General features: G+C 66.4%; 12 protein-coding genes. 6 read left to right on the forward strand and 6 right to left on the reverse strand.

Annotated elements, in window-relative coordinates; all coding sequences use genetic code 11:
- The first annotated feature begins 6 nt into the window (after window positions 1–6).
- The 5 genes from A9G05_RS09105 (at window position 7) to A9G05_RS09125 (ending at window position 7,619) form a co-directional block, all read left to right on the forward strand.
- A complete protein-coding gene (locus A9G05_RS09105; RefSeq protein ID WP_069560660.1) occupies window positions 7–2,424 on the forward strand; it encodes a hypothetical protein in 2,418 nt (805 codons plus the stop codon).
- Between the two features lie 73 nt (window positions 2,425–2,497).
- Window positions 2,498–3,430 carry a hypothetical protein gene (locus tag A9G05_RS09110; RefSeq protein ID WP_083272523.1) on the forward strand — a complete coding sequence of 311 codons (933 nt, stop codon included), beginning with the start codon at window positions 2,498–2,500 and terminating at the stop codon, window positions 3,428–3,430.
- Window positions 3,431–3,448: 18 nt separating this feature from the next.
- Window positions 3,449–4,714 (forward strand): hypothetical protein, encoded by a 1,266-nt coding sequence (locus tag A9G05_RS09115; RefSeq protein ID WP_069560661.1) that lies wholly within the window; start codon window positions 3,449–3,451, stop codon window positions 4,712–4,714.
- 4 nt (window positions 4,715–4,718) lie between these two features.
- A complete protein-coding gene (locus tag A9G05_RS09120) occupies window positions 4,719–6,545 on the forward strand; it encodes a hypothetical protein (protein WP_069560662.1) in 1,827 nt (608 codons plus the stop codon).
- Between the two features lie 12 nt (window positions 6,546–6,557).
- Window positions 6,558–7,619 carry a hypothetical protein gene (locus tag A9G05_RS09125; protein ID WP_069560663.1) on the forward strand — a complete coding sequence of 354 codons (1,062 nt, stop codon included), beginning with the start codon at window positions 6,558–6,560 and terminating at the stop codon, window positions 7,617–7,619.
- Here A9G05_RS09125 and A9G05_RS09130 read toward each other — a convergent pair whose 3' ends face one another.
- The 3 genes from A9G05_RS09130 to A9G05_RS09140 all read right to left on the reverse strand — a co-directional run bounded on the left by A9G05_RS09130 (window position 7,620) and on the right by A9G05_RS09140 (window position 13,306).
- On the reverse strand, window positions 7,620–8,141 hold the full coding sequence (locus A9G05_RS09130; RefSeq protein WP_069560664.1) for a DUF4410 domain-containing protein: 522 nt from the start codon (window positions 8,139–8,141) through the stop codon (window positions 7,620–7,622).
- 100 nt (window positions 8,142–8,241) lie between these two features.
- Window positions 8,242–9,177: a diguanylate cyclase gene (locus A9G05_RS09135; protein ID WP_069560665.1), complete on the reverse strand. Its 936-nt coding sequence runs from the start codon at window positions 9,175–9,177 to the stop codon at window positions 8,242–8,244.
- Window positions 9,170–13,306 (reverse strand): CHASE domain-containing protein, encoded by a 4,137-nt coding sequence (locus A9G05_RS09140; RefSeq protein ID WP_139131104.1) that lies wholly within the window; start codon window positions 13,304–13,306, stop codon window positions 9,170–9,172. Before A9G05_RS09140 ends, A9G05_RS09135 begins: the two co-directional genes overlap by 8 nt.
- A 266-nt stretch (window positions 13,307–13,572) precedes the next feature.
- On the opposite strand from A9G05_RS09140, the gene A9G05_RS09145 reads away from it, so the two are divergent.
- Window positions 13,573–14,625, forward strand: a complete 1,053-nt coding sequence (locus A9G05_RS09145) for an alpha/beta fold hydrolase (RefSeq protein WP_069560666.1) — start codon at window positions 13,573–13,575, stop codon at window positions 14,623–14,625.
- A gap of 9 nt (window positions 14,626–14,634) precedes the next feature.
- On the opposite strand, the gene A9G05_RS09150 is transcribed toward A9G05_RS09145, so the two are convergent.
- Genes A9G05_RS09150 through A9G05_RS09160 form a run of 3 tightly spaced genes read right to left on the reverse strand, consistent with a single transcriptional unit; the run spans window position 14,635 to window position 15,832 of the window.
- Window positions 14,635–15,012, reverse strand: coding sequence for a hypothetical protein (locus A9G05_RS09150; protein ID WP_069560667.1), 378 nt, complete (start codon window positions 15,010–15,012; stop codon window positions 14,635–14,637).
- A gap of 30 nt (window positions 15,013–15,042) precedes the next feature.
- Window positions 15,043–15,252, reverse strand: a complete 210-nt coding sequence (locus A9G05_RS09155; protein ID WP_044402756.1) for a helix-turn-helix transcriptional regulator — start codon at window positions 15,250–15,252, stop codon at window positions 15,043–15,045.
- A 7-nt stretch (window positions 15,253–15,259) separates the two neighbouring features.
- Window positions 15,260–15,832 carry a hypothetical protein gene (locus A9G05_RS09160; protein WP_069560668.1) on the reverse strand — a complete coding sequence of 191 codons (573 nt, stop codon included), beginning with the start codon at window positions 15,830–15,832 and terminating at the stop codon, window positions 15,260–15,262.
- Window positions 15,833–16,020: the final 188 nt, after the last annotated feature.

Here is a 16,020-nt window from a genome sequence, read left to right on the forward strand (position 1 = left end):
CGAACCATGAGCGTCTTGAACTTCCCCCGGCTCTACCTCAACGGGCATTTCTTCTGGAACCCGCCCACGGCCAACAACAACGACCTCTACCCGCTCTACGACGCCGTGAAGATGGACCTGAACTGGCCCTTCCTGGAGCACTTCGGCATCAACCCCGGCAATGCGCGGGACAAGGTCCTGCCCTGGATGATCGCCCCGCTGCCCGAAGCCCAGGTGCCGGACTACGTGCTGCAGGTGCCCAACAACAGCGCCAACAGCGGCCTGCCGCAGATCCCGGCGGAATGGGACCTGTTCGGTGACAATGCCTGCGGCACCGTGGACTACAACGACATCCGCTCGCTGATCATCGGCGGCGAACTGCAGGCCAACAGCTACATCGAGCAGGACCCCATCGTGGGCAAGGGCTTCCAGTTGCTGGGCAACCCCTTCGGCAGCGACAAGCCCACCCCCGCGCGCTTCGTCGACATCAGCCCCTGGCAGAACACCTTCACCGCGCTGTACTTCGACCGCCTGGTGCTGGGCGACGCCACCTGCGGCCTCACGGCCAAGCGCGCCTACCGCATGCTCGACCGCTTCCTCAACTTCAACTGGGGGGCCGTGCAGGGCCTGAACACGGTCACCACCACCTGGCAGACCTGCTTCCCCCGCGAGAACCTGCAGTGGCAACTGGGCGACTCGGCCCTGCTCAAGGCCCTGCAGCAACAGATGGAGGCGCAGAACGCCAAGGGCCTGATGTTCCGCTTCACCACCTACCTGACCTACTACGACCGCAACGGCATCTTCAACGACTACCCGAAGGTGGTGACCCGCACCGGCGGCCCCGGCTGCGACACCTGCGCGACCGATCCCCAGTGCGATCAATGCAAGCAGTGCCTGGAGGCCCTGGCGGTGCAGCAACAGGCGCTGCAGGACATGTACCAGAAGGGCCTGGACAACGTCGCCGACATCTTCTTCAACCCGGCCTACAGCCGCACGGCCGGCGTGCTGGGCCTGTGGTTCGCCGATGAGTACCCCACGGCCCCGGCCGGTCGCCGGCTGGAGCCGGCCAATGCGGTCTCCGTCCTGTCGCCCATCCCAGGCAACCCCGATGCGCCCCCGTCGATCACGCTAGGGGTGATTTCTGCGCAGGCCCAGGGGGATCTGCTGTCCCTGGACCTGGGTACCGGCTTTCCCTTCTACCCCCTGCCGGACAGCCAGGCGACCGTGCCGGAATGCGAGAAGCTGCAGCTGGGGGACTTCCAGGTCGGCGTCCAGCAGAACGGCCAGTTCCAGCCCCTGGCGGACCTCGCCTTCGCCCAGTACGCCCAGGCCGCCTTCGACAAGCGTGCAGGCCTGGTGGACCTGCCGGTGACGGATGCCGTGGCCAGGACCCAGACCGGCACCCTGGCCCTGCAGACGCAGGGCAGCAGCCCGGTGCTCGCCGCCCAGCAGCAGATGTGGACCGCCGAGGTGATCGAGAGCGGCACCTTCATCGATGTGGGGGACACCCGCACCCTGCAGATCATGGTGCAGTACGACGGCCTGCCCGCCCCGGCCGGCACCACCCTGTGGGTGGCGGAGTACAACAACCCCTACATGCTGACCACCAGCAGTTATTTCCTGGCCTTCAGCAATGACGTGGACTTCGGGCTGATCACAGACGACCCCGCCAACCGCAACAAGAACGCCACGCTGCTGCCGCAGTTCGTCGGTACCCAGGCGCCGGCAAGCCTGGTCAGCGAGGGCGCCGGCCGCAGTCTGCAGCGAGTGCTGCCGACGAGCGACGAGCCGACGGCCACGATCAACTACCAGCACGTCAAGGCCACCCCGGCCGGCGTCAGCCTGGCGCCCTGCCTGCAGTTCATCCCGTCCATCCCGCGCACGGGCGTGCTGGGTGACGGCACCACGGTGGACTACAGCCTCACGCAGATCACCACCGACGCCAACGGCGTCGCCCAGGTGACGGTCAAGGCCATCGCCGCCGGCTTCCCGACCCTGCGCTTCTTCGTCCAGGACGGCCCCGGCGCGGCGCCTGCGGTGCCCTTCAGCTTCGACTACCCGACCGCCTACACCGACTTCCTCGCGCCCCTGCGGGTGCTGCCGGACGAGCCCGGGTTGATGGGCGAGTTCGTCGCGGCCTGGAACCAGGTGTGCAAGCTCACGGACGCGCGGGTGCAGATCTGGGAGGGCTTCATCTACCCACGCATCTTCGAGCCGTTCTATTACCTCTACCCGATCATGGACAAGTACATGCCGCTGAACTCCCTGCAGCGCATCGAAGGCGCCATCGACCAGTTGATCCGCCTGGTCAGCAAGCCCTACCAGGAAGAAAGCACCCTTGCCATGCCCATCACCCGTGACCTGCCGCAGAGCCGGCGCGCGGTGCTGGAACGCTGGGCCAACGAGCTGGTGAAGCTCAACTACCCGCCACGGCCCCTGACCTGAACCGTCGTTGACCTGGAACCCGCAGGCGGGCCGGCACCGCTCGCCCGCCCTGCCGTTACGAAGGAGAGTCCTCATGAAGAAAGTCCATCTGCTTGCCTGGCTGCTGCCCCTCGCGTTGATCGGCCAACCCGCCCTCGCCGCCGATGACGCCCCCAACGTGTTCTTCACCAACGGCGTGCACAACACCTACGAGTGCGACGCCAGCAACGGCAACTGCATCGCCGAGCGCAAACCCGGCGAGCCCAGCGACCCGTTCTTCCCCGCCACCTGGGTCAGTGACTGGACCATGTTCCGTGTCACCCAGAACTACGAGAAGAACCCGCCGCCCTACAGCAACCCGCCCAGCACCCTCAAGCCCGCCGACTACACCGTCTCCAAGGGCACCAGCTACTACGACACCACCTACATCCCCGCCGATGGCGACGGCTACGGCGCGATGATGGAGCACTACGAGAAGTACTGCCTGCCGATCTTCCCGATCAAGGACAACAACTACACCTGCTCCTTCGTCTCCCTGGGCAACAAGGCCTACTTCCTCACCTACGAGGACCGGCCCAAGACCATGCCCGAGTGCTGCGCCTTCTCGCCCATGAACCACCCGGCGCGGCAGGACTTCATCCAGCACCTGCCCTACAGCCCCACCCGCAGCCAGAACCTGGGCGGCAGCGTGCAGGCCTATGCACTGGACGTGCAGTCGCCCCAGGGGCCGATCCTGTTCGGCTACGTCTTCTACAAGGACGCCACCCGCGCCGCGCCCGGCCAGCCGCTGTTCCGCCACCCGCAGTCGTTCTACTTCTCCGGGGATGCCAGCGTCGCCAACGCGCCCATCGTCAGCCAGAACTACGTGAACTTCCGCATCGAGAAGCCCGACCCGGCCAAGACCTGGGACCAGGTGGCCAAGAAGTGCCCGGTCAACCCCGAGCCCTGCCAGTTGTTCAACCCGCCGTCGCCCCAGGCCAACGGGGCCAAGGCCCAGTGGAACCAGCTGAAATCCATGCAGCCCTGACCGGCAAGGAGCGCCACCATGAACCCGACCTTCCGCTACGCCGGCTCCGCCCTGCTGCTGGCCAGTGCCCTCGCCTGCCAGGCCCGCGAGCAGCCCCAGGCCGCCGTCACCGGCACCACCCCGGCCTGCCAGCCGCCCACCAGCGCACCGGCTCCTACTGCCGCCCAGGCCGACTTCGACCGTTACAGCTGGCAGCTCTTCATCGCCCTCAACTGGCCGGTGCAGGCCGGCCAGCGCGGCCAGCCGGATTGCAACCGGCCCCTGGGCTCCCCCGGGCCCACCGTGTGGCAGAGCTACAAGGACGTGAACGAGATCTTCCTGCCCAACGGCCAGAATCCCGGGCCCTGGAACAGCCCGATGAGCGCCCGCAGCCTGGGCATGATCAACATCGCCGCGCTGAAGAACACTTCCGTGGTGCAGTTAGTGGACCAGGCCGTGGGCGGCTGGCTGATCGACCAGCGCGGCAACCCCACCTACTACGACATTGCCGCCAACGAGGTCTCGTACGACTACATCGTGCAGAACCGCTTCTACGACCTGAGCGTGGTGAGCCAGGCGCGCAACATCGCCTTCCCCGCCCAGGCCACCGAGATCAAGGCTGCCTGGCGGGTGCTGACGCCCCAGGACAATGCCGCGCGCTACTTCACCACCCGCGCCCAGGTGGCGCAGTTCAACAGCCAGGGCGTTGCCACCGGCACGACCGTGGAAGCCACTCTGGGCCTGGTGGGGCTGCACATCATCGTCAAGGCGCCGGGCTACCCGCAGTGGGTCTGGTCCACCTTCGAGCAGGTGGACAACGTGCCCGGTGGCAGCGGCAGCGCCAGCCCCTACAGCTACTACGACGCCAGCGCCCCGGCGAGCAGCGTCAACCAGTCGCCCTGCACCTGGCAGCAGCAGGACAGCAACCTGGTCTGCGTTCCCAAGCCTGGCACCACCTTCCAGACCCCCGACCCGCTGACCCGTGTCACCCCCATCGCCAGTGACACGGCAGCGGTCAACGCCCAGTACCAGCAGAACGTGCAGCAGAGCGTGTTGCGCTACTACCAACTGGTCACCACCCAGCGCCCGCTGATGCCGGACAACCCCGGCAACCCACTGGGCCAGCCGACGCCGGCGCTGTCCGCCAACGTCACCATGGAGAGCTACATCCAGCCCAACAGCAGCTGCATGAACTGCCACTCCATGGCTACGGCGAGGAACAGCCCCTACAAGTCCGACTACTCCTACCTGTTCAAATTCGCCAAGGCGCCCGCCTCGGCCGCTCTCAACAAGGACGAGGAATGAGCCCATGAGCATCCTGAACGGACCCCGACTGAACTTCTGGGGCGGCATCCGCACCGACGTGAGCCTGCCCAACAACAAGCCGACCATTCCCATGGGCCCCGACGACTCGCAGACCCTCGACCTGTTCGACATCCCCAACTCCCAGGTGGCTCCCGAAGCCCAGGGCTACAGCGACGACGAACTCAACGATCTGATGAACGCGCCTGCCGGCGGCTACTACACCGCCGGGGGCTGGAACCATTACGGCCAGCACGTGGTGGACCTGCAGAACGTGCTGATCAGCTCCCAGGGCACCCCCGGCGCCATCAGCACCAGCGGTGATCTGGTGGGCCAGCCGGTGTACCTGCTCGGTTCGGTGGACCCGGTGACCGGACAAGCCCCGGTATCCGGCCCGATGATGGTGGACCTGGACCCCACCGGCTCCATCTCTACCCAGATTTACATCGGCGGCCTGCAGATCGGCGGCACCACCGACCCGCAACTGGTGATCCATGCCAACGTGGTGGCCAGCAGCTTCGACCTGGCCAAGCGAATCCTGGAGCGTATCGACGATGCGCCGGGCTCCTGCGTCATCAGCGGCACCTTCCAGGTCACCTTCCCGCTGAGCGCCATCGTCAGCTGGAACCAGAACAGCGCGGCCCTCAAAAGCCTGATCGAAGCCCCCGGCGCCACGGGCCTGGTGCTGCGCTTCGTGATGTTCGAAATGTGCCCCGGCATGACCACTGCCGAGTTGGACGCGGACTATGCCGCCGGCCGCTACACGCCAAACCCGAGCATCGGCCGGGTCATCGGTACGCTGGCCCCGGCGTTCGCCGGTGAGCCGCAGATCTGCCCGGCCGGCCGTTCGCTGTTCAACGCCGACACCGGCGGCGCGGGCTATGCCCAGGTGGTGCCCGCCAGTGCACCAGGTCATTGCGGTTGGCTGAGTCTGGACATGGTCAACCTGATTCCCAAGGCGACTTTCCGCGCCGACCGCACCGACATCACCAGCCCCATCGGCCCCAATGCCGACTACGGCCCGGTGACCATCACCGCCGGGGGTTTGACCCTGGCCACCCTGCCCGCCGACTCGGCGTTGCTGCAGCAGTACTACGTCTACGGTGGCCTGGTGGACATTCCCCTGCCCCACCCGGCCTGCGAACTGGCCAGCACCACGGCCCTGGGCATGCACGCCCCCAACATGGTCTCCGGCACCCAGCTGCAGGTCAGCGAAACCCCAATGCGCATCTACAGCGACCAGCGCAACCTGTACATGGACGACTACCCCGATGGCCTGGAACTCACCCTGCAGGTGCGTTACCTCGGCGGGCCGCTGCCGCAGGCCACGTCGATCAGCTTTAGCGCAGGGCCAGCCGGCATCCTCGCCGATCCCTCGAACTGGGACCTGTTGCAGTACCCCGCTGAGCCGGTAACGGTCGAGTCCGGGCAGACGGAAGTGAAGGTGTCCCTCTCACGCAAGAGCAACACCTCGGCGGAGGCTGGCTACACCTCCCTGGCCTATAGCCTCGGCACCTCCAGCGGCTTCACCAACTTCCGTTTCTACTCCCACACCGACTTCGGCATCCCCGCTGGCAGCACCGTCACCTGGGACCAGGTCTACCCGGCGGTGCTGCGCTTCCACTACCTGGCCTTCCCTGCCATGTCCCGCTACATCCCGCTGAACCAGCAGGACGCGATCTGGAATGCACGGCAGGCGATCCTCGCGCGCACCGACGACGCCTACAAAGGCACCACGCTGTACATGCCGGTGGTGCGCTCCATGTCGCCGTGCCAGCGGGCGCTGCTCAAGGCCTACCTCACCGGCAGCCCCTGGCAACCCCCGGCAGCCTGAGGAGGAGCCGCCATGACCATCCATATCCCCTTCAACCCTCGCGACGCCGTGCGCAGCAGTACGGTGATTGCCGAGGGGCTGCTCAACCCCCGGGGCCTGTGCGTAGAAGAGTTCGGCAGCCTGCTGCTGGTGGAGGCCGGTTCCGGACACGCCGACCAGCCCCTCAGCGGGCGTATCAGCCGCCTGCGACCGATGCCGGGCCTCTCCGGCCATTACCAGGCACCGGAGGTGATTGCCGAGGGCTTCCGCTCCATGAACATGCAGGTGCGCATGCTGCGGGACGAGATCATGGGGCTGTCCGACGTGTGCTGTGACGGCGGGCGTTGCCTGGCCAGCCTCACCGACTACGTGGACGGTTCGCGCATCCTCGACCTCGGCCAATCGCCGCCTGCCATGCTGTTCCGCAGCCGGGGCAACCTCAACGCGCTGTGCTACCACCCGGGGCGCCGCAGCTGGCTGTCGGTCAAGCCGGATACCAACCAGGTGGTGGAGTTCGTCGAAGGCTATGACGAGCGAGTGCTGGTCCAGTTGCCGGACCTGGCCCAGGGCCAGGAAGCGGTGCCGGTGACCCTGGTGCACGAGCCGGCCACCGGTGCGCTGCTGGTGACGCTGTTCTCCGGCGAGTTGCGCCGCGACCCGGCGTTGCGCGGCGTGGAGTTCGCCGACCACGCCGGGCAGGTGATCCGCGTCTGGCCCGAGGACGGCCACATCGAGACGGTGGTGTTCGGCCTGCAGTTACCCACCGGACTGGCACTGACGAAGGACGGCAACCTGCTGGTCCTGGAGCTGTGCCAGCGCCTGCTGCAACCGCTGACGCCGGACTGGGCCGGCGCGGCCTGGCACGGCGGGTTCGAGCGCTTCAGCGGGCGCCTGCTGCACTGCGACCTGGGCCGTGGTGCGGTTGCGGTGCTGGCCGAAGGGCTGGATACACCGTCCAACCTCTGCCTGCTGGCCGATGCGGTGCTGGTCAGCGAGGGCATGGGCCTCAGCGGTCGGCCGCTGCCGACGCCAGACGCAGGCACCGCCCCCCTGGACGGACGCATCCGCCGCATTCCCCTGACCGGGCTGGGCTGATCAGCGCGCCTTGGCCAGGTCCCGGACGATTTCGTCGGCCAGTTCGGCGGCGACATCGTCCAGGTTGCGGTCCAGGGCTCGGCGCTCCAGCAGGAACTTGGCGGCTGCCACCTGGGGGTTGCGTGTAAGCAACGCACCGGGCAGGCGCCCGGAACGGTCCTGGGCGGCCAACTGACGCCACTCGCCCGCTGCCAAATCGCTGATCCACACCTGAGCCTCGACGCTGCTGGCGCCGGCGCCGAATCCCACCGCCGTGCGCACCAGACGCCGACCACCCTGGCTGGCGACCTGGCCCTGGATCAGCCAGCCGCTCTGCGGCAAGGGCTGGCGATCATCCAGATGCAGCACCTGCACCTGTCGCGCAGCGAGGGCCCGCTGCAACGCTGTGCCCAACTGGCCGGCGCGCTCACGCTGCTGGGCATCTCCGGGGTTTGCCGCCACGAAGTCGGCAAGGTAGAGCGGCGGCGCGGCGAGCGTGGCGACGGGCAACGACAGCACGGCGGCAAACAGGATCGAGCGCATGAAGGAATCCCATGGGGACTGGAGGAACGCAGCCTGAGCGAACGCCGGGCGCCTGTCGAGGGCGGCCCGGCGAAGCGCGGTGCAGCCGGCGTGAACGGCATTATCCGGCGGCAGGCTCACCGGACACGTCACGCTGGCGACTGCAGGAGCGTCCACCCGTCTTGGCCTCGTAGAGCGCCGCATCCGCCGCCTTGAGCAGGTCGGGCGGCGTCAGGTGCCGGTGTGCTGCCGGTTCGGCAGGCGCGAAGCTGGCAACGCCGATGGAGACCGAGACCTGCCCCTTGTCGCTGGCCGAGTGCGGTATGCCCAACAGCGCCACCTCCTGGTGGATGTGCTCGGCAACCTCCCAAGCGCCATCGGCTCCCGTATCCGGTAACAGCAGGGCGAACTCCTCGCCGCCGTAGCGCGCCACCAGGTCGATTGCACGCTTGGCGCAGCGGCGCAGAGCCGACGACACCAACACCAGGCACTGGTCGCCCTGGATGTGGCCATAGGTGTCGTTGTAGCGCTTGAAGAAATCGATATCGAGCAGCACCAGGGACACCTCGCCACCGGAACGGCTGGCGCGGATGCATTCGCGCTCCAGGGCTGCATCGAGGGTGCGTCGGTTGGACAGCCCGGTGAGGCCGTCGGTCTGGGCCAGTACGTTGAGGCGGTCCAGGGCCTGCTTGAGCCTGAGGTGGGTGCCGGCCCGGGCGGCGACGATGGCCGGACGAATGGGCTTGGCGATGAAATCCACGGCACCCAGGGCCAGGCCGGCCTCCTCCATGTCGCCTTCGGTGTGGCTGGTGATGAAGATCACCGGGATTTCCTCCAGTACCGGGTCCTTCTTCAGCGCCTCGCAGACCTGGAAACCGCTCATGCCAGGCATCTCCGAGTCGAGGATGATCAGGTCCGGAAAGCTCTCACGGGCGATGCGCAGGCCCTCCTCCCCGGAGGTGGCGAAGCGGATCTGACCCAGCCCATTGAGGGCCTTGCTCAGCGCGCGGATGGCCAGGGTGTCGTCGTCTACCAGGAGGATGATGGCTTCATGCATGTTCGCTGCCCTCGTTGCCAGTCAGTCCATGAGCCGCCAGGATGCCCAGTGCCTGGTCGAATTGCAGGTCGTCCACCGCCTTCCAGGCGGCGTCCGCCAGTGCCTGACCGCCCTTTGCCACCAAGGCCGCCACGGCGTCGGGAAAGGTGTCGATGGCCGCCATGTCACGCCCCCGCAACTGGCTGATCAGCGCCGCCAGGGCCTGCTCGGTCTCGTCGCTGTCCTGAGACCCGGGTGCGGGGGCATGCTGCTGAGCCTCCAGATGGGGCGCGGCTGCCGCACGCAGGGCCACCAGGGCTTCGGACACCTGCTGCAGGGCCAGACGCTGTTCGGCGCCGCTGGCCTGCTTGCGGATGCTCGACTCGCCATCGCCACAAGCCCGGTGCAAGGCCATGGCCCCCAGCAGGCCGGCGGAGCCCCGCAACTTGTGCAGCTTGCTGACCAGGGCCGCTGCATCGCGGCTGAGCAGTTGCTGGGCGAGTCGGGTGTCCTCGAGGTCGGCGAACTCGTTGAGCAGCTTGTTCAGTGACCCGAGGAACAGTTGGATGTCGTTGCCCAGACGGTTGGCGGCCTCCCGGGCGTCAATACCGGGAATCACCGGCCAGGTCTGGTCGCCCAGTGGTTCCAGGCGTGCAGACAGGTTGCGCACGGGCAGCGGCTCCAGGCGGAACTGCTCGATAAGCCGACGCAGGGTGCGGATCAGCGAAGCCGGCTCCAGGGGTTTGGAGAGGAACTCGTCCATGCCGGCCGCCTCGGCCTGGCGGCGCTCCTCGGCCAGGGCTCCGGCGGTCAGAGCGATCACCGGCAGGCGGGTCAGGCCAAGCTGCGTGCGCACAATGCGGGTGGCTTCGTAGCCGTCCATTTCCGGCATCTGCACGTCCATCAGCACCGCGTCGTAGCGCTCCGGTGCCTGCTCGAGGCGCTGCACCGCCTCACGCCCGTTCATGGCGGTGTCCACCTCGGCCCCCTGCTGACCAAGCAGCAGGCTGGCCACTTCGAGGTTGATCTCGCTGTCGTCCACCAGCAGCAGGCGGGTGCCCTCCAGCCAGCGGGTGGAGAGGGTGTCCAGGTCGGTGCCGAGCATGATCTTGTCGGTGTTGCCGACGTGGCGAACCACCGCCGAGTTGACCGCATTGAACAGGCTGGAGCTGTCCACCGGTTTGCGCAGGGCCTGGTCCACCAGTCCGCTCCCGGCCGCCCGCACATAGCCGTCGAGTTCATGGGCTGAGACCAACAGGCTGCTGGGCAGGCGGTTCGCACCGAGGGTGCGGGCGCTTTCCTCCAGTACGGCGACACCGTCGAGCCCCGGCATCTGCCAGTCCACCAGCAGCACGTCGGGCAACTGCAGGCCGTGCTGCATGCGCTCGCCCAACAGGTCGAGCAGCGCTTCGCCGCTGTCCAGCGTGCGTACCCGCCAGCCGAGACCGCGACAATGACGTGCCAGTTGCTGGCGGTCGGCTTCGCTGTCGTCGACCACCACCACTTCGAGACTGCGTGCGGTGGCCGTGGCGTCGAGGTCGGTCTGGGCAATCTCCATCGGGACACAGACCCAGAATTCACTGCCCTGCCCCAGTTCGCTGCGCACCCCGGCGCTGCCGCCCATCTGCTCGGCCAGGCCACGCACCACGGAGAGCCCCAGCCCAGTGCCGCCGAACCGTCGGGTGGTGGAGGTGTCGGCCTGGGTGAAGGGCGAGAACAACTGGTCCACCACGTCGGCGGCGATACCGCAGCCGGTGTCGATCACCGTGAGGCTTACACGGGCGCGGGCAGTCCCCTCCTTCTGGCAGGCGACGCGGACGGTGATGCCGCCCGTAGCGGTGAACTTCATGGCGTTGCCCACTAGGTTCATGAGGATCTGGCTGATCCGCAGGGAGTCCCCCATGACCTGGCCGGGCAGCTCGTCGAGCCCTTCCAGGGTGAAGTCCAGGCCTTTGGCCTCGGCCTGCGGCGAGAACAGCTCGCCCAGCTCCCGCAGCACCTGGCGCAGGCTGAAAGGCCGGCTTTCCAGGCGCATCTCGCCGGCCTCGATCTTGGCGATGTCGAGGATGTCGTTGATGATCCCCAGCAACGAACGCCCGGCAATCTCCAGCTTGCCCAGCAGGTTGCGTTGTTCTTCATTGAGCGGGGTGCTCTGCAGCAGATGGGCGACGCCGATCACGGCGTTCATCGGTGTGCGGATCTCATGGCTCATGTTGGCCAGGAACAGGCTCTTGGCCGCGTTGGCGCGCTCGGCGGCCACGGTGGCCGCACGCAGCTCTTCGCTGGAGCGCAGGCGCTCGGTGATGTCCTGGGCGATGCTCAGGTAACCGATGGCTTCGCCCTCGGCGGTGCGGATGGCAGTCATGATCATCGACACCGGGACGGCGCTGCCATCCTGGCGGATGTAGGTCCATTCGCGGGTTTCCGCGCCCTCGTTGTCGGCCTTCAGGCACAGCACCTCCAGCCCCTGTACCACCCGCCCGACCTCGGCACTCAGGGCTTCGCCGCGTCGGCTGATCTCGTCCTGTTCGTGGAGCGAGAGGATCGACAGCATCCCCACCGCATCACCGCTCTGGTAGCCCAGCAGGCGCTCGGCACCACGGTTGAACACCATGATGGTGCCCTCGGTATCGGTGGCGATGATGGAGACCTCGGAGGAGGCATTCAGGACACCCTGCAGCAGGCCCGCCAGTCGCGACAGCTCGGCAGTGCGCTGGCTCACCTGCTGTTCGAGTCTGGCGTTGAACTCCTTGAGGTAGCGTTCCGCGCGCAAGCGGTCGCTGATGTCATGCATCAGTTTGGCGGCGGCGAGAATCTCGCCGTCCGACTCACGGATCAGGCTGCAGGTGATGGCGACATCGATCAGGTGGCCCTGCTTGTGCCGTCGTTGGGTCTCAAGGGTGGAACCCAGTTCGCCACGGGCGACCCGTTCCAGCAGGTCCTCATCCTCGGAGATGCGCTCGGGCGGCAGCAGCAGCGGCGCCAGCGGCCGGCCGATCACCTCGTCGGCGCTGTAGCCGAACATCTGCTCGGCGGCGGGGTTCCAGGTGACGATGGTGCCATCCAGGGCTTCGCCGATGATGGCGTCCCGGGAGTTCTCGACGATGGTGGCAAGGCGCGCCTGTTGCGCGGCAATGGTCTTTTGCCGCTGGCGCGAGACCAGCAGCGCACCGGTCATGCCGGTGAGCAGCAGGCCGGCCAGCGCAACGAGTCCGAAGACACGCTCCGGGCTGGTCAGCTCCAATGACTGGATGAAGGCTGGCGACGAGGCGACCTCGAACCGCCAGGTGCGCCCATAGACTTCTCGATCGAATGTGACCGTGAATGCAGCGTCACTCGTTTCGTTGGGGCTCGAGTCGAACAGCAGGTGCGATGTGCCGCCCCCCACAACGTCATAAAGGGTCAGACGCAGGCTCTTCGCCTGCAGCACGTCGATGAAGCGCATCACCTCCCGTATGGACAACGGCGCATAGGTCCAGCCAAGCGTTTCCCGTTGCCGCTCCTCGACCGTGGGCGGCGTGTTGGGTGAAGCGTACACCGGGACCAGCAGGAGGAAGGCACGAGACGGCTCCGCCGACTCCTGCACCAGAACGAGGGGCGCGGTCAGGGTCGCTTGGCCTGTTTCCATTGCAGTGACGGCAGCTTGTCGGCGGCGTGTCTCGGAGGCCAGGTCAAACCCCAGCGCTTGCAGATTCAGGTGCTCCGGTTCCACGTACTCGATGACGAAGCGTTCCCCTTTGTGCGGGACCAACTGGCGTAGCATGAAATCGGGCCGGCCTTCGGCGCGGACACGCTTCAGGAAGGCAGCCTCGTCCTCCAAGGGAACACGCCTGACGAACCCGAAGCCCCGTGCGCCCGGAAACTCCTTTTCGATGTCCCGGACCTGGCTGAACCGATGCATCAGGTCCCGCGTTACGTTGGGCAGCTGCAGCATGTAGATGGCACCGCGGATGCTGCGTAGCCGATAGGTGTAGATGTCCAGACGGCCGACCAGATCGTGCTCGATCAGCTTGCCCTCGCTCAACAATGCCTGATTGATGAGTTCATCGTTGCGCACCGCCTGCTGGTAGCTGGCGAACAGGCCGACGAGCAGACAGACGGCCAGTACGCCGAGCATCCACAGAATCACGCGCGCTTTCTTGACAACCATTTCTTCCACCCGGTCCCCCCTGGCGATCGAGCTTGAATGAACCATGCCAGGGCTTTTGTTCCAGCCTAGGCGCTGCCGGACAAAATACAGGGCTCTCTTTCGGGCAATTGACGGTCGTCATGTCGGCCCAGTCCTAAAACACGTCGTTCATGCGGCGGAGAAGCCCTGTCGCCACCCTAGACTGGTTGCCGACGCAGCTTCCCCGGTGGCCTGGCAATCGGGATGCGGTGGATGGGACGAAACCACGACGAACAGGAGAACACCCCATGAAAGGTTGCTTCGGATGGCTGCCGGCCCTGGTCCTGAGCCTGGGAACGGCGCTGGCGGATGTGAAGGTGCAGAACGATTTCGACTACATCGGCCCGGCGATGCAGCGCTGGGTGGATGGCAACGGCAAGACCCTGCATTACCTGGACGAAGGCCCGCGCAACGGCATCCCGGTGGTGCTGGTCAGCGGGCATGGCACCAGCGGCCGGGCCCTGGTGCTGACCGACTTCCTGCACAGCCTGCGCCAGTCCCTGGGCTTGCGCTTCATCGCCCTGGAACGCAACGGCTTCGGCGAAACGTCCTTCGACCCCAACGGCAACTACGCCAGCTACGCCACCGAGGTGGAGGCGCTGCTGGCACACCTGGGCGTACAACGCTTCTCACTGGTGGCGATCTCCGGCGGTGGGCCGTACAGCGCCGCCATCGCCTCGCGCCTGCCGACACGCCTGCGCTCGGTTCACCTGGCAGCGGCCATCTCGCAAAACGCGGGGGTGGCGGCGCCCTCCCCGTCCTGCGCGCTCAGTGACCAGCAGATCATCGACAAGTACCTGGCTGCCCGTTACGACGTGCCCTCGGTGTGGTGGGACCTGGGGCCGAACACAGCGGTGAACCGGGTGCCGGGCTTCCTAGACGAAGCCGCCGACGAAGGCGCGCGCTTCTTCTATGGCAAGGGTTCGACCGGCTTCGACCTGCAGCCCCTGGTGCACGAGCTGAAGCTCTACTGCAGCCAGCCGGTGGCGGATGTCTCGGCGGTGGCCGCGCCGGTGTTCATCTACCACGGCGAAGCCGACACCACGGTGGTGCCGGCTCACGCCACGTTCTGGCGCAACCACTACGCCAACGTCGTGGCCACCCGCCTGTACCCCGGCGAGGGCCACGACGTGCAGTACCGCCATTGGGGGCAGATCCTCGCGGACCTGGCCTACGGCGGGCGTCGCACGCTGCTGTGCTGGCGCGGGCAATCACGCCTGGTGGAGACCCGCGAGGCCGGCCCGTTGCTCAAGCGCGGCGCCACCCTGGACATCTGCGCCTGGCAGCGCACCAGCCCTTGAGGCCGCGATCTACTGCGTCGGCGCCGGTATCCAGCGGATGGTGCCGCCGCAGCCGGTGAAGCACTGGTCGTAGTCGTCTGCGCAGGAACTGAAGGCGCTGTAGCCGCTGCCATAACCGCCGTAGGTAGCGGGGTACGCGCAGTCCTTGCGGGCCTGGCGCTTGCCCTTGCCGGCCACGCAGTAGTGGTAAGCGTCCATGCGGGCTTCCTGCAGGCGCCGCTTGCTGTCGTCCAGGTAGCCGCATTGTTGCTTCTGCATGCGGCACTGAGCGACGCAGGCCTGGGCATAGCCATCCTTGGGAAGATCGTATTGGTAGCGGCCGGAAGGGCCGCAGGCAGAAAGCAGGACGAGCGCCGCCGCGCCTGCCAGGGACAGGAGTCGTTTCAAGGGATCACCGGGGTTGGGGGTGGGGCCGGATCAGTCGTCCGGCTGGTACTCGAGGATGTCGCCAGGCTGGCAGTTGAGTGTCCGGCAGATGCGGTCGAGGGTTTCCAGGCGAATACCCTTCACCTTGCCGTTCTTCAGAAGGGAAAGGTTCTGCTCGGTGATGCCGATGATTTCAGCGAGTTCCTTGGAGCGAACCTTGTTCTGCGCCAGGACCACGTCCAGCCTGATGATGATGCTCATGGTGCCGTTATACGAACGCCTTGACTTCCTCGTTGAGCGAGCGGGCTTCATTCATCATGAAACCGAACGAGCAGACGAAGACCGCCTTGAGGAGTTCGGACATGGATTCGGTATTGAAACCGACGGAAACCGCCAGGAGACCCTCCCCCGGGGGAAGGCCGAGCGATAGTACTAGACCGGTCAGGGTATAGAGAACTGGTTGCAGCACAAGACCGAGGATAGACAGCCCGCCGATGGTCATCAGAAGCCGCGCATTGCGGGTGGACCACAGTTCGCGGCGTGACAGCCGCAGGAAGAACAGCCCCGTCAGCAGCAGGCCCAGGCTTGAGATCAGCACCGGCACATAGTCCAGTGCCACCAACAGGATCAGGTTCAGCGTAGGAAGCTGGTAGTCCTCTGCCAGCAGCAGCGGGATGCTCTCGCCCCAGAACTCCAGATAACTGGTACTGATCAGGCCGCTGTGCCACATGGCGGTGTTGATGATGATGTCGCTGAGGGCCATGACGCAGGCGAGGCCGGCAGTGGCCAGCCCGGCCCACTTGAGGCGCTTGAAGGAAGACAGCAAGGGAAGGTGGTGCATGGGGAAACCGTCCTGGGTTCAATTGCATTTGGGATTAATAAATTATCGTTTCACGATAACTTTTTAAAAAATAATGCAAATAAAGCCGATCGATCAAGCCCTAAAATTCAGGCCGCCCCATTCGTGCCCGCTACCAAGGCACCCGTTCTCGACGGGGACGCCACGACAGACGACGGAGCCACATGCGC

Source organism: Pseudomonas sp. ENNP23, from assembly GCF_001728945.1.
Taxonomy (GTDB): Bacteria; Pseudomonadota; Gammaproteobacteria; order Pseudomonadales; family Pseudomonadaceae; genus Metapseudomonas; species Metapseudomonas otitidis.